Annotated in this window: 14 protein-coding genes; 7 read left to right on the top strand and 7 right to left on the bottom strand. The window is 71.7% G+C overall.

Going from position 1 to position 13293, the window contains the following annotated elements:
- The first annotated feature begins 42 nt into the window (after positions 1-42).
- The 3 genes from ABZ840_RS08840 (at position 43) to ABZ840_RS08830 (ending at position 1956) form a co-directional block, all read left to right on the top strand.
- A complete protein-coding gene (locus ABZ840_RS08840) occupies positions 43-501 on the top strand; it encodes an HD domain-containing protein (protein ID WP_361555566.1) in 459 nt (152 codons plus the stop codon).
- A gap of 71 nt (positions 502-572) precedes the next feature.
- Positions 573-1385: an ATP-binding cassette domain-containing protein gene (locus tag ABZ840_RS08835; RefSeq protein ID WP_361555563.1), complete on the top strand. Its 813-nt coding sequence runs from the start codon at positions 573-575 to the stop codon at positions 1383-1385.
- 55 nt (positions 1386-1440) lie between these two features.
- A complete protein-coding gene (locus ABZ840_RS08830) occupies positions 1441-1956 on the top strand; it encodes a DUF3291 domain-containing protein (RefSeq protein WP_361555560.1) in 516 nt (171 codons plus the stop codon).
- Here ABZ840_RS08830 and ABZ840_RS08825 read toward each other — a convergent pair.
- Both ABZ840_RS08825 and ABZ840_RS08820 read right to left on the bottom strand, forming a co-directional pair.
- Positions 1931-2302, bottom strand: coding sequence for a hypothetical protein (locus ABZ840_RS08825; RefSeq protein WP_361556542.1), 372 nt, complete (start codon positions 2300-2302; stop codon positions 1931-1933). The genes ABZ840_RS08830 and ABZ840_RS08825 overlap by 26 nt on opposite strands.
- Before the next feature lie 53 nt (positions 2303-2355).
- Positions 2356-3462, bottom strand: a complete 1107-nt coding sequence (locus ABZ840_RS08820) for a ferritin-like domain-containing protein (protein WP_361555557.1) — start codon at positions 3460-3462, stop codon at positions 2356-2358.
- A gap of 168 nt (positions 3463-3630) precedes the next feature.
- Between ABZ840_RS08820 and ABZ840_RS08815 the strand changes: the two genes are divergently transcribed.
- The 4 genes from ABZ840_RS08815 to ABZ840_RS08800 all read left to right on the top strand — a co-directional run bounded on the left by ABZ840_RS08815 (position 3631) and on the right by ABZ840_RS08800 (position 7000).
- Positions 3631-4575, top strand: coding sequence for a diiron oxygenase (locus tag ABZ840_RS08815; protein ID WP_361555554.1), 945 nt, complete (start codon positions 3631-3633; stop codon positions 4573-4575).
- A gap of 61 nt (positions 4576-4636) precedes the next feature.
- Entirely contained in the window at positions 4637-5377 is a 741-nt protein-coding gene (locus ABZ840_RS08810; protein WP_361555551.1) for a TetR/AcrR family transcriptional regulator, read from the top strand.
- Between the two features lie 47 nt (positions 5378-5424).
- Entirely contained in the window at positions 5425-5691 is a 267-nt protein-coding gene (locus ABZ840_RS08805; RefSeq protein WP_361555548.1) for a hypothetical protein, read from the top strand.
- Between the two features lie 181 nt (positions 5692-5872).
- Positions 5873-7000 carry an NlpC/P60 family protein gene (locus ABZ840_RS08800; RefSeq protein WP_361555545.1) on the top strand — a complete coding sequence of 376 codons (1128 nt, stop codon included), beginning with the start codon at positions 5873-5875 and terminating at the stop codon, positions 6998-7000.
- Between the two features lie 71 nt (positions 7001-7071).
- Here the strand turns inward: ABZ840_RS08800 and ABZ840_RS08795 are convergent, their stop codons facing one another.
- Genes ABZ840_RS08795 through ABZ840_RS08775 form a run of 5 tightly spaced genes read right to left on the bottom strand, consistent with a single transcriptional unit; the run spans position 7072 to position 12790 of the window.
- Entirely contained in the window at positions 7072-8325 is a 1254-nt protein-coding gene (locus ABZ840_RS08795) for a styrene monooxygenase/indole monooxygenase family protein (protein WP_361555542.1), read from the bottom strand.
- A 41-nt stretch (positions 8326-8366) separates the two neighbouring features.
- On the bottom strand, positions 8367-8981 hold the full coding sequence (locus ABZ840_RS08790; RefSeq protein ID WP_361555539.1) for an ATP/GTP-binding protein: 615 nt from the start codon (positions 8979-8981) through the stop codon (positions 8367-8369).
- A 4-nt stretch (positions 8982-8985) separates the two neighbouring features.
- A complete protein-coding gene (locus tag ABZ840_RS08785; RefSeq protein WP_361555536.1) occupies positions 8986-9387 on the bottom strand; it encodes a DUF742 domain-containing protein in 402 nt (133 codons plus the stop codon).
- Entirely contained in the window at positions 9384-9869 is a 486-nt protein-coding gene (locus ABZ840_RS08780) for a roadblock/LC7 domain-containing protein (RefSeq protein ID WP_361555534.1), read from the bottom strand. Before ABZ840_RS08780 ends, ABZ840_RS08785 begins: the two co-directional genes overlap by 4 nt.
- Positions 9869-12790 carry a nitrate- and nitrite sensing domain-containing protein gene (locus ABZ840_RS08775; protein ID WP_361555531.1) on the bottom strand — a complete coding sequence of 974 codons (2922 nt, stop codon included), beginning with the start codon at positions 12788-12790 and terminating at the stop codon, positions 9869-9871. The genes ABZ840_RS08780 and ABZ840_RS08775 overlap by 1 nt, the downstream gene beginning before the upstream one ends.
- Positions 12791-13293 lie beyond the last annotated feature (503 nt).

Here is a 13293-nt window from a genome sequence, read left to right as displayed (position 1 = left end):
CCGCGCGCCCCGGTCCGCCGTACCCCAGGGGACAATGCCTCCATGACTGACACGGGATCGCTGACACTGTCCGAGGTGGAGGCGCTGGCGCGGCGCGCGCACGAGGGGCAGACGGACAAGGCCGGGCGGCCGTACGCGGAGCATCTGGCGGCGGTGGCGGCGGGGGTGCGGGAGCGGGGCGGGAGTACCGAGCAGATCGCGGCGGCGTGGCTGCACGACTCGGTGGAGGACGACGCGCTGTCGGCGGAGTGGCTGGCGGAGGCGGCGCTGACGCAGGCCACGAAGGACATGATCCTGGCCGTCACGAAGCGGGCGGGCGAGCCGCCGGAGGAGTACGCAGCCCGGATCCTGGCCACGCCCGGTGCGCTGCTGGTCAAGGAGGCCGACCTCGCGCACAACGCGAATCCGGACCGGCTGGCCGTCCTGGACCCGGCGACCCGGGACCGGCTGACGGCGAAGTACGCGCGGATGCGGGGGCTGCTCGGGCTGGGCGAAGGCTGACGCACCGGTCCGGCCGTCCATCGGCCGGACACCCCCGCATAAACATGCCCAATACAGCTAACCTGCCGCGCATGAGCGCATCGGACGACACCCAGGCGCGTGTGATCGCCGCCCTTTCGGGGGCGAGCGTCCGCCGCATCACCACCGGCCAGGTCATCCTCGACGACATCGACTGGTCCGTACGCAACGGCGAGCACTGGGCGCTGCTCGGCGCGAACGGCGCCGGGAAGACCACCGTCCTCCGCCTGGTCGGGGCGCTGATGTTCCCCACCACCGGCACGGTCGAGGTGCTCGGGCACCGGCTCGGCACGGTCGACGTACGGGAGCTGCGGGCCGCGATCGGCCTGGTCTCCAGCGCGCAGAAGGTGCCGCAGGACCTTCCCGGGCACACGGTCGTCCTCACCGGCGCCAGCGGCACCGTGCAGCCGCTGTGGAAGCAGTACGACGACGCCGTGCGGGAGCGCGCCCACGCGCTGCTGACCGAGCTGGACTGCAAGGACCTGGCGGACCGGCCGTACGGGGTGTGCTCGGGCGGGCAGCGGGCCCGGCTGCTCATCGCCCGCGCCCTGATGGCCGACCCCTCGCTGCTGCTGCTCGACGAGCCGTTCAACGCGCTCGACCTGCCGTCCCGCGAGGACCTGATCGACACCATGCACCAACTGGCCCTGAACCGGCCGGAGCTGGCGACGATCACCGTGACCCACCACCTGGAGGAGCTCTCGCCGGCCATCAGCCACGCGGTACTGCTCCGCGAGGGCCGCGTCCAGGCGAAGGGCCCGGTCGAAGAGGTACTGACCGGGGACGGGATGACGGCGTGCTTCGGCCGCCCGATCGAGGTCACCCGCCACGAGGGCCGCTGGCTGGCCCGCTCGGGACACCGCTGACCACGATGCGGACGGCCCGCTGACCATGCCCGCACCCCCTGGCTAGGGTGCGGGCATGGTCACGTCATCCGCGGCGACGCCGCAGCCCGCGCCCTTACCCGTACTCGCCCAGGTCAACATCGCCCGGCTCAAGGCTCCGCTGGACTCCCCCGAACTCAAGGCGTTCGTCGACGGGCTGGACCCGGTGAACGCGCTCGCCGAGGCCGCCGACGGGTTCCTGTGGCGGCTGAAGTCGGAGGGCGGGGACGCCACCGACATCAGCATTTTCGGGGACGAGTGGCTGATCGTGAACATGTCGGTGTGGCGGGACGTCCCCGCGCTCACCGCCTTCATGTACACCGGCCTGCACCGGGAGTTCCTGGCGCGGCGGCGGGAGTGGTTCGAGAAGGTGGACGAGGCGATGACCGCGCTGTGGTGGGTCACGGAGGGCCACGAGCCGACCGTCGCGGAGGCCGAGGAGCGCCTGCTGCACCTGCGGGAACACGGCCCGACCCCGCACTCCTTCAGCCTCCGTACGACGTTTCCGGCCTCCGAGGAAGCACGCACTACGACGTCGCCCGCCGCTCCCTGAACAGCGCGTACCCGGTCGCCGCCGCGCCCGCGCCCTCCCACAGGCCCACGCCCAGGAAGCCCGCCGGCACCGCGCCACCGATGACGACACCCGTGAAGACGGCGCAGGTCAGCAGGCGGAAGGGCACGGTCCAGCGGAAGAAGGCGCGCCAGTCGGCCGCGGCGGCGAGCAGGTAGTACGCGCCCATGTTGAACGAGGTCATCGAGGACGCGGTGAGGAAGGCACGGGTGTGGTCGGCGGGGGCGCGTACGGCCGGGTCGGCGAAGCCGAGCGAGGCGAGCAGCGCGCCGGGCGCGACCAGTCCGACCGCGCCCATCACCAGCGCGCAGGCGCCGAAGACGGCCATCGTCCAGCCGGACGCCGACCGCGGCAGGCCGGGCCGCCGGGGCCTTCCGGACACTACGCGGCGCCGCCGCGGCTGATCGCCTCGGCCACCTCGGCGGTGCGGGCCGCCTCCTCGGCCGCGAACCGTTCCGCGTCCAGCTTCTCGGCCACCTCCTCGTCCTGGGCCATCAGCAGGTCCAGGTTGGAGTCGCCGAGGTCGAAGACGCCCATGTCGAGGTAGGTCTGCTGGAGCCGCTTGCCCCACAGGCCGATGTCCTTCACGCACGGGACGATGCGGCTGAAGAGCAGCTTCCGGAAGAGGTGCAGGAACTCGGACTGCTCGGTGAACTCCTCGGCCTCCGCCTTGGGTATGCCCCAGTTCTCCAGCACTTCGAGGCCGCGCAGCCGGTCGCGCATCAGGTAGCAGCCCTCGATGACGAAGTCCTCGCGCTCGCGCAGCTCGGCCTCGGTGAGCTGCTTGTAGTAGTCGCGCAGGGCCATCCGCCCGAAGGCGACGTGGCGGGCCTCGTCCTGCATGACGTAGGCGAGTATCTGCTTCGGGAGCGGCTTGTCGGTGGTGTCGCGGATCATGCCGAAGGCGGCCAGCGCCAGGCCTTCGATGAGGACCTGCATGCCGAGGTAGGGCATGTCCCAGCGGGAGTCCTCGAGGGTGTCGTTCAGCAGCGACCGGAGGTTGTCGTTGATCGGGTAGAGCATCCCGATCTTCTCCTGGAGGAAGCGGCTGTAGATCTCGGCGTGCCGCGCCTCGTCCATGGTCTGGGTCGCCGAGTAGAACTTCGCGTCCAGGTCCGGCACCGACTCGACGATCCGCGCCGCGCAGACCATCGCCCCCTGCTCACCGTGGAGGAACTGGCTGAACTGCCAGGAGGTGTAGTGCTGCCGCAGCTCCCCGCGCTCCTTCTGCGACATCCGGTCCCAGTACTTCGTGCCGTACAGGGACATGGACTCGTCGGGCGTGCCGAGCGGGTCGTGCGGGTCGACCTCCAGGTCCCAGTCGATGCGCAGGTCCGCGTCCCACTGCTTGTCCTTGCCCTTCTTGTACAGGGCGAGGAGGCGGTCGCGGCCGTCGTCGTACTCCCAGGTGAAGCGGGCCGCGCCGGTCGCGGGCACCTGCCACAGCGACTCGCCCGGGCCGGTGACGTAGAGGTCATGCGTGGACATGGGGAGCCTCCTCGGGTCCGAACGCCGCGGCGCGTCCGGTAGTTGGCAGGCTCACACGCACCTTACCGACGGGTCAATAAGTCGTGCGCGGGGGATTGACGACCTTACTGACGCGCAGTCTCATAAGACGTGACCGCCGGTAACCCCATGAGCGAGGTAGCCAGAGCCATGCCGACAGCTCCCGACATCAGTACGGCGGAGACCGGGATCCTGCGGGACGCACTCGGACTGCTCAAGGACCGCGAGCAGGTCGCCGAGCGCCTCCTGGACTCCTCCGCGAAGCACTCGTTCGACCCGGACACCGAGCTGGACTGGGACGCGCCGATGGAGGAGGGGAAGTGGTTCTGGCCTCCGGAGCTGGTCTCCCTCTACGACACCCCGCTGTGGCATCGCATGCCCGAGGAACAGCGCATCGAACTCTCCAAGCACGAGGCGGCGTCCCTGGCGTCCCTCGGCATCTGGTTCGAGATCATCCTGATGCAGCTGCTCACCCGGCACGTCTACGACAAGTCGCCGACCAGCTCGCACGTCCGCTACGCGCTCACCGAGATAGCCGACGAGTGCCGGCACTCCAACATGTTCGCCAGGCTGATAAGCCGCAGCGGGGCGCCCGTCTACCCCGTCTCGAAGACCCACCACAACCTCGGCCGACTCTTCAAGACGGTCTCCACCACGCCCGGTTCCTTCACCGCGACCCTCCTCGGCGAGGAAATCCTGGACTGGATGCAGCGGCTCACCTTCCCCGACGAGCGCATCCAGCCGCTGGTCCGCGGCGTGACCCGGATCCACGTCGTGGAGGAGGCGCGGCACGTCCGGTACGCCCGCGAGGAACTGCGCCGCCAGATGACCACCGCGCCCCGCTGGAGCTGCGAGTTCACCCGGCTCACCTCCGGCGAGTTCGCCCGCGTCTTCTCGCAGGCGTTCATCAATCCGATGGTCTACACGAACGTCGGGCTGAACCGCGCGGAGGCCGTCGCCCAGGTGAAGGCCAGCGGCCACCGGCGCGAGGTCATGCAGACCGGCGCCAAGCGGCTGACCGACTTCCTGGACGAGATCGGCGTCCTGCGCGGTGCCGGCCGCAGGCTCTGGCAGAGCTCCGGCCTGCTGGCCTGAGGGAGCGACGGAGGCCAACCACCCCCGGCCGGACGAGAACGGGGCGGTTACGCTGCTGTTCATGAACGTCAGCGGCACCGCCCCAGCAGTCCCCCGCCCCGCCTACCGGCGGCTGAGCGTGGCGGAGCGGCGTGCCCAGCTGCTGACGGCGGCGCTCGGCCTCTTCGCCCAACGGGCGCCGGAGGACGTGTCGTTGGACGACGTGGCGAACGCCGCCGAGGTCTCCCGACCGCTGGTCTACCGGTACTTCCCCGGCGGCAAGCAGCAGTTGTACGAGGCCGCGCTGCGCAGTGCGGCCGACGACCTCGAAGGCTGCTTCGCCGAGGCGGAGACCGGCCCGCTGACCCAGCGGCTGGGCCGCGCCCTGGACCGCTACCTCGCCTTCGTCGACCAGCACGACACCGGGTTCAGCGCCCTGCTCCAGGGCGGCAGCGTGGTGGAGACGGCCCGTACCGACGCCATCGTCGACGAGGTGCGGCGCACCGCCGCCGAGCAGATCCTGCACCACCTCGGCGCGCCCGAGCCGGGCCCGCGGCTGCGGATGATGGTCCGTACGTGGCTCACCGCCGTCGAGGCGGCCTCGCTGATCTGGGTGGACGAGGAGAAGCAGCCGCCGCTGGACGAGCTGCGCGACTGGCTGGTCGACCACTTCGTCGCGCTGATCGTCGTGACCTCGGCGACGGACGAGGAGACCGCACGGATCGCGGCCGTCGCGCTGGCGGCCGAGACCCGCGAGGGCCCGGTCGGCACCCTCGTGCGGCGGCTGTCACCGGCCTTCGGGGACGCCGCCCACCTGCTCTGAGCACCGCGCCCGGCCACCGGGCGCGGCCCTGATGTGACACTGACCGCGTGAGAAGCGAGAACACGCCCTTCGTCGGCGGCCCCCTGGACGGCCGGGTGCTGCCGGTCCTGGTCGGCGCGACCGGCCGGCCGCCCGCCCGGTACGAGATCCCGGTCCCGGGCACGGACGGCGCGCCGGACACGGTGCACGTCTACCGGCGCGAGCCGGGCCCCGCCGGACGGCTGGGGCTGCCGCGCGGCTGGGTGTACACCTACGCGGCGGATGCGCGACCGGGCGAGGGGCGGCCCAAGTGGCCGTGGTCGCGGAGGCATTGACGGAACTTCCGGCGGCCGCCGGGCGTTCTTCCCTCGCACGACGGCGGCTGATCGGGTGACGCCCGTCCCCCGGTTCGCCCGCTCCCTGAGCGGGCAGGTGTGCCGCGTGGCACCATCCGAACCAGTCGGATGGTCGGTCCAGAGGCGGAGGTGCAGGGTGCGGGGACGGTTCCGGCGGTCGGTGGGGACGGTGGCTCTGCTGGGCGCTGCCGCCGCGGCACTGCCCGCGGCTCCCGGGTACGCGGCAGCGCGGCCCGCCGCGCCGCCCGACATCCCCGTCAGCGAGCTGCTGACCCGGCTGCAGAAGCTGTACCAGCAGACGGAGGCGGCCAGCGAGGCGTACAACGCCACCGAGGAGGACCTCAAGGCGCAGGCGAAGCGGTCCAAGAAGCTGGACGGCCGGCTGAAGGACGCCCGCGCCGACCTGGCACAGGGCCGCGCGGACGCCGGCCGGCTGGCGCGCGAGCAGTACACCGGCGCAGGACCCGGCGGCCTCTCCCCGTACGTGCAGTTCCTGCTCTCCAAGGACCCCGAGCAGGCGCTGGACCGCGGCCATCTGCTCAAGGAGGCGGCCGGCCACCAGGCCGACACCGTGACCCGGCTCGCCGGCAGCGCCAAGAAGGCCGACGAGCTGGCGACCGAGGCGAAGAAGGCACTGGACAAGAAGAAGTCCCTGGCCGAGAAGCAGAAGAAGCAGAAGGCGCAGGTCGAGAGCCGGCTGCGCGAGGTGGAGGCCATGCTCTCCTCCCTCTCGCCGGAGCAGCTGGCGGAGCTGAGCCGGCTGGAGCGGGCCGACATGAAGGACGCGCAGCGGGCGTTCCTCGGCTCCGGCAAGCTCGGCGGCCCGCAGGCCCCGTCGAAGGGCGGACAGCGGGCCATGGCGTACGCCCTGACGCAGGTCGGCAAGCCGTACGTGTGGGGTGCCGAGGGCCCGGACTCCTTCGACTGCTCCGGGCTGACCAGCCAGGCCTGGGCGCACGCCGGGCAGCCCATCCCCCGCACGAGCCAGGAGCAGTGGAAGCAGCTGCCGCACGTCAGCCTGAGCAAGCTCCGCCCCGGCGACCTGGTGATCTACTTCCCGGGCGCGACGCACGTGGCGATGTACATCGGCGACGGCATGGTCGTCCAGGCCCCGCGCCCCAACGCCCAGGTCAAGATCTCCCCGATCGCCGCGAACCCCCTCCTGGGCGCCGTCCGCCCCGACGAAAAGGCCCCGAGCCTGAAGGACTACACCCCGCCCGAGCTCCCGGACGGCGCCACGGACGGCGACGACACGGGCTACGGCGACTCCTCCGCGCCCGGGAACTGACGGTCCGCGCACGACAGCGGGGCGGCTCCCCCGAGGGAGCCGCCCCGCTCTGTCCTCGCGAAACCGTTGCGTCAGGACGTCAGCGACGCCAGGTACGCGCCCGTCTTCTCCGGCTCATAGAAGAAGTTCTCGAAGTCGGAGGGGTCGTTGAAGCCGTTGGCGAAACGATCGGCCGCCGGCTGGAGCTGGCCGGCCGCGCCGATGAGGTTCAGGACGTGCTCCGGCGGCGGGGCCAGCATCGCGTTGGTCCACTTGGTGACGTGCTGGGCGGTGTTCCAGTACCGGTCGAAGGTGGCCTGCATGAAGTCCGCGTCGAACGGCTTGTCACCGTGCTCGATGATCGAGTCGAGGTACGCCTTGGCGCACTTGGACGCGGAGTTCGAGCCCTGGCCCGTGATCGGGTCGTTGGCCACGACCACGTCGGCCACGCCGAGCACCAGGCCGCCCGAGGGCAGCTTGCCGATGGGGTTGCGGACGGTCGGCGCGTACCGGCCGGCCAGCGTGCCGTTCGCGTCGGTCAGCTCGACCTTCGTGGAGCGCGCGTACTCCCACGGCACGAACTTTTCCAGCAGCTCCAGCGTGAGCGCCAGGTGCTCGTTGGGGTCCTTCACGCCCTGGAAGGCGTCCAGCGGGCCACCGGGGATGCCCTCCCAGAAGAGGATGTCGGCGCGGCCGGACGTCGTGTAGGTCGGCATGACGAAGAGCTCGCCGACGCCGGGCACCAGGTTGCAGCGCACCGCGTCGAACTCGGGGTGCTCCGGGCGGGGGCCCATGCCGTGCACGTACGCGACGGCCAGCGCGCGCTGCGGGGTGTCGTACGGGGAACGCGTGGCGTCCCGGCCGAACATGGACACCAGCTCGCCCTTGCCCGCCGAGACCAGCGTCAGGTCGTAGCGGGAGGCGAAGAAGTCGAGGTCGGAGACGGCGGCACCGTGGATGACGAGCTGGCCGCCGCGCTGCGCGAAGGTCTCCATCCAGCCGGCCATCTTCACGCGCTGGTCGACGGACTGCGCGTACCCGTCGAGCTTGCCGACCCAGTCGATGGCGCGCTGCGTGCCCTCGGGGGACTCGTGGCTGCCCGGTGCGGCGACGGAGACCCCCAGGCCCTCGATGCGCGGGGCCTGGCTCTCCCAGAAGTTGATCTGAAGGTCGCGCTCGTACTGGAGGGCGGTGTGGAACATGCACTGCGTCGACATGACCCGCCCTGAACGGATCTCGTCGGCCGTGCGATTGGACATGAGGGTGACCTCATAGCCCTGGGACTGCAGTCCGAGGGCCAGCTGGAGACCGGACTGGCCGGCTCCGATGATGAGTATCTTCCGCATGGTGGTGCTCTTCTCTGCTGGGGCTCGCGAGCGGTGCGAACCTATTCGGGGGTCAACTCCAGGGCATGCGCGACGAGAGTGAGCAAGGACTCCACCACCGTGATCCGATTCCGTGCATCCATGATCACCACGGGCACGTCGAGCGGTACGGAAAGGGCCTCGCGCACGTCATCGGCCGCGTATTCGGCGGTCCCCTCGAAGTGGTTGACGGCGACGACGTACGGAAGACCGCAGCTCTCGAAGTAGTCGAGAGCGGGGAAGCAGTCCTCCAGCCGCCGGGTGTCCGCCATCACTATCGCGCCGATGGCACCCCGGACCAGGTCGTCCCACATGAACCAGAACCGCTGCTGACCCGGCGTACCGAAGAGGTACAGGACCAGGTCCTGGTCGAGCGTGATGCGGCCGAAGTCCATCGCGACCGTGGTCGTGGTCTTCTCCGGGGTGGCCGTCAGGTCGTCGGTGTCCTCACTGGCCTGCGTCATCACCGCTTCGGTCTGCAGCGGCGTGATCTCGGAGACCGACCCGACGAAGGTCGTCTTGCCGACGCCGAACCCGCCCGCCACCACGATCTTCGTGGCGATGGGGGCCCGCGTACGGTCCGTCTGCCAGCTCTGCAGCCCTTCGTCGGCGGCAGGCGTCCCGGCGCTCGCCGTCATCGTCTCAGAGCCTGCGAAGTCCACTCAGCACCCTCTCAAGCAGCGCGCGGTCGGGCTGGCCGGTGCCGTGACCGGAGCCGTAGACGCGGATCTTTCCCTGGTCGGCGAGGTCGCTGAGCAGGACGCGGACCACGCCCAGCGGCATTTTGAGCAGCGCGGAGATCTCCGCGACGGACCGCATCCGGCGGCACAGCTCGACGATGGCGCGCATCTCGGGCATCACGCGGTCGGCCCAGGCACCCGCGGTCAGCTCGCGGCGCTCCTCGGGCGCGTCCAGCGCGGCCACGAAGGTCTCCACGAGCAGGACGTGTCCGAAGCGGGTGCGGCCGCCCGTGAGCGAATACGGCCGCACACGCGCGGGTTTCTTGTCCCCGCCTCGTGTGGGGAGTTTGGGTGCGGTACTCACTGGACGCTCTCCATCGACTTGCGCAGTTCGCTGCGGAGTTCGGGGGTGAGGACATGGCCGGCCCGGCCGACGAAGAGCGCCATGTGGTACGCGACGACACTCATGTCGCAGTCGGGGGTCGCGTGCACGCCGAGCAGCGAACCGTCGCTGATGTAGCTGACGAACAGGCTGCCCTCGTCCATGGCGATCATCGTCTGCTTGACCGTTCCGCCGTCCATCAGCTTCGCCGCACCGTTGGTGAGGCTGCCGACGCCGGAGACGATGGTCGCCAGGTCCGCGCTGGAACCCCGCGGGCCGCGCGGGACCCCGGTGTCAGCGGCCCCCTCGGCCAGCTCCGGGTCGGAGGCCAGCAGCAGCAGTCCGTCCGACGACACCACCGCCACCGAACGGATGCCCGGCACCTCGTCGACCAGATTGGACAACAGCCACTGCAGATTCCGTGCCTGGCTGCTCAGTCCGTAAGCAGTGGGCGCTTGCGCCATCAATCGCGTGCCTCCTCGACAACGTGACTCTCTCCCGGGGCCCCCGCTCCGTCGGTGTCCGTTTGTGGGATGGTCGGGTCCGCCGTGTGCTCCGCGATCTCGGCAGCCACGTCCCGGCGGCCCTCGCGCGCCCCCTGCTGGAAACCGCCCAGCCGGCGCCGCAGCGCTTCGGCGTTCACCCCGCCGCTCTGGCGCGGGGCACTCGGCGGCCGCTGTGCCACGACGCGGGGCGTGCGCTTGGGCAGCCCCATGTCGGTGAGCCGCCGCGCGGGCGGCTCCTCCTCGGTCCCGGCCCGGCTGTGCTCGGCGCCGCCGTCGTACGGGGACGGCGCGGCGGCCGCCCGGTCCTCGTCGGCGACGTACGGCGACCGGCCGGCCGGCGCACCGCCGGTGTCCGGCTCGCCGTCGGGGTCACCGGAGAAGTCCGGTACGCCCGGACGTCCGGCACCGGCCGTCGGCGCGTACCCCTCGGGACCGGCCGGGGCCGGCGTCTGGGGAGCGGCCGGAGCCTGGGTTTGCGGGGCCTGCGCCGCCGGGTCGTGCCGGCCGTACGGTGCCTGCGGCGCCGGTGCCGCGGGGCCGGCCTGCGGGTACCCGCCCGGCGTCCCCGCGTCGGGAGCACCCGCACCCGGCGCGGCCCTGTCCGGGCCCAGACCCGCCGCGTCGATGGACCGCTCGGCGGCCTCGATCAGCGGGTCGCTGTGCTGCCCGGGGAGGGGGTCGGTGAGGGGATCCGTCAGCGGGTCCGGCAGAGGATCTGTCAGGGGGTCGCCCACGGGCGCCGGAGCCGGCTGCGCGTGCCGCGGCGGCTGTACCTGCTGCGCCTGCGGCGCCTGCTCCACCTGGTGCCGGTCCTGCTGCGGCGTCAGGGGGCGCTGGCCGCGGGCGGGCAGCGCGTTGGAGTTGGCCTCGGCGACCGAGCCCGGGAGGGTCGGTCCGGCCTGCACCGTGCCGGGCTGCGCGGCGGCGGCCGGCGTCGGGCGGGTCGGCAGGATGGACTTCGGCAGCACCACGACGGCGGTGACCCCGCCCTGCTGCTGGTCGCGCAGCTGGACGCGGACGCCGTGCCGCGCGGCGAGCCGTACGACGACGTACAGGCCGAGGCCGAGCGCCTCGTCGACGGTCTCCGAGGAGGTCGCGGTCGCCGGGTCCGCCAGCCGCTGGTTCAGCTCCGCCATCCGCTCGGCGGTCATCCCTATGCCCTGGTCCTGGACGGAGAGCATCAGCTCGCCGCTCTCCAGCAGCCAGCCGGACAGCTCGACGTGCGCGTCCGGCGGGGAGAACGCCGTGGCGTTGTCCAGCAGCTCGGAGACCAGGTGGCTGACGTCGTCGGCGACGAAGCCGGCGACCTGGGAGTGCGGCGGCAGCGACTGGATGCGCACCCGCTCGTACCGCTCGATCTCGCTGATCGAGGCGCGCAGCACGTCCAGCAGCGGCACCGGCACGGCGTTGTGGTTGCTGTGCTCGGAGCCGGACAGGACGAGGAGGTTCTCGCTGTTGCGGCGGACCCGGGCGGCGAAGTGGTCGAGCTTGTAGAGGGTTTCCAGGCGCTCGGGGTCCTGTTCCTTCTCCTCCAGGCTCTCGATGACGCCGAGCTGCCGCTCGACGAGGCCGACCGTACGCATCGCCAGGCTGACGAAACGGTTGTTGACGCCCGAGCGCAGGGCGGCCAGCCGTTCGGTGAGGTCGTCCCGCTCCTCCAGCAGCACGTCGCGCTCGGCGGCCAGCCGCTTGCGGCCGCTCGCCATCCGGGCGCGCTCGCCCTCGGCCTCGGCGGCCTTCTTCGCCAGCTCGGCGACCTGCGCGTGCAGTGTGTTCACCGAGCGGACGGTCTGCGCGTACTCGTCGTTGCGGCCCTTGTACTCGACGGGCTTCTCGTCGGCGGGGTCCTCGGCGACCCGCGCGGCCCCGCGGCGCAGCGCGGACAGCGGCTGGGTCATCGTGCGCGCGGACCAGATACTGATGCCGACGGCGAGCAGCAGGCAGAGGCCGACCAGGCCGATGCGGATCTCCAGCGTGGTGACGTCGTCGTCCCGGAGCGTGCCCATGGACTTCACGTCGGCGGTGGTCAGCGAGGACTCCACGCTGCGCATCAGGCCGATGCGGGTGGTGAGCGTGGACCCGATGCGCTCGCGGTTCAGCTGGAGGTCGAGGGGGGTCAGCCGGGACTGGTCGGTGAGCCGGGTGAGGTAGCGCTCGGCGGTGTCGACGTCGGTGCCGTTGACGGTCCGGTCGTAGCTGTCGCGGGAGTGCGCGTCCGCGCTCTGCCGGAAGTCGGCGACCGCGGCCTGCGTGCGGACGTGCGACTGCTGCGCGGCGGCCGACAGGTCCGGCTGCCGGCCACCGCTCGCCAGCGCGGCGAGCAGCAGTCCGCGGGTGGCGGAGGCCTGTTCGGTGGCGCGGGCGAGGAGCGGCAGGGCCTGGGCGTGGGAGCCGGCGGCGAGCGCGCGGGGCGGCACCTTGCGGGCGATGTCGGCCGAAATGGCGTCCAGCGCCTGGATGGTGGCACTGTAGGACTTGAAGGTGTCCAGGGCGGTGCCCCGGCCCGTCAGTCCCTCCTGCCGGACCTTGGGCAGCGTCTTGAGCAGCTTGCCGGCGTCGGCGAACGCCGCGGTCTCGGCGGAGGTCTCCCCCGCCTCGGCGCGCAGGTCCTTGATCTGCCGGTCCACGCGGGCCCGCTGGGCCTCCGACACGCCGCCGCCGTTCTGCGTGGTGCGGCCGGTCGCGACGTACGTCGTCATGGCGTCGCGCTCGTCGGCGAGGGAGTGGGACAGGGTCACCGCGCGGGCGTTCAGCTCGCCGAGGTCGACCAGCTCCTGGGAGCCGTCCACGTCCTGTGTCGCCGAGGCGATGACCGGCGTGCCGACCGCGAGGACAGCGACGGCGACCACCGCCACGGCCCCCACGAGCCTGTTGCGCACGCGCGCGGGACGTCCGCCCGCGCGGTCACCGTCCGTACCGGACCTGGCCGGGCCGGCCGGTGTTCCCGGCTCCACCACGTCACCCCGAAGCCGCTTTTTCCGCACCGCTGCTCGCAATCCTGTCTCGCCTGCCCACGCCGTGTGGCCTTGCGGACCCGGCCGTTCTCCCCCGGAGGGCGGACCTGCGACGCGTCCGCGGCACCTCACGCCCCCACCGGGGTAACAGTCCGGCTGTGCGCGTCCCGGTGAGCGAATGACCCCACCCCATGATCCGGAATACGACCATTTCACCGGCGCCGCGCGGCGGCCCGGCAACACTTGCCCGGCCACCTGAATGAGTGAACATCAATCGGAAGTTGACCATCAACTTCCGCTGTGAGGCGCAACAGTAGGCCATCGGCAGGCGGGTTTGGAGAACCGTCGCCGTCCTGGCAGGATGCCCGCCCGCATTTTCCGGAGCGGCTTTTCCGCGGCCCGGAGGGCCGGAACGGGCGCCTCTCCCG

This window comes from Streptomyces sp. NPDC047117, assembly GCF_040643545.1.
Classification (GTDB): Bacteria; Actinomycetota; Actinomycetes; order Streptomycetales; family Streptomycetaceae; genus Streptomyces.
This window is presented reverse-complemented; position numbering and strand designations above follow the sequence as displayed.

Bases quoted from the DNA above. Each gene is read 5' to 3' on its own strand.
- ABZ840_RS08795 (WP_361555542.1), bottom strand. From the start codon at position 8,325: ATGCGGAAGATACTCATCATCGGAGCCGGCCAGTCCGGTCTCCAGCTG.
- ABZ840_RS08825 (WP_361556542.1), bottom strand. From the start codon at position 2,302: ATGGCCGTCTTCGGCGCCTGCGCGCTGGTGATGGGCGCGGTCGGACTG.
- ABZ840_RS08820 (WP_361555557.1), bottom strand. From the start codon at position 3,462: ATGTCCACGCATGACCTCTACGTCACCGGCCCGGGCGAGTCGCTGTGG.
- ABZ840_RS08835 (WP_361555563.1), top strand. From the start codon at position 573: ATGAGCGCATCGGACGACACCCAGGCGCGTGTGATCGCCGCCCTTTCG.
- ABZ840_RS08830 (WP_361555560.1), top strand. From the start codon at position 1,441: ATGGTCACGTCATCCGCGGCGACGCCGCAGCCCGCGCCCTTACCCGTA.
- ABZ840_RS08790 (WP_361555539.1), bottom strand. From the start codon at position 8,981: ATGACGGCGAGCGCCGGGACGCCTGCCGCCGACGAAGGGCTGCAGAGC.
- ABZ840_RS08810 (WP_361555551.1), top strand. From the start codon at position 4,637: ATGAACGTCAGCGGCACCGCCCCAGCAGTCCCCCGCCCCGCCTACCGG.
- ABZ840_RS08840 (WP_361555566.1), top strand. From the start codon at position 43: ATGACTGACACGGGATCGCTGACACTGTCCGAGGTGGAGGCGCTGGCG.
- ABZ840_RS08815 (WP_361555554.1), top strand. From the start codon at position 3,631: ATGCCGACAGCTCCCGACATCAGTACGGCGGAGACCGGGATCCTGCGG.
- ABZ840_RS08780 (WP_361555534.1), bottom strand. From the start codon at position 9,869: ATGGCGCAAGCGCCCACTGCTTACGGACTGAGCAGCCAGGCACGGAAT.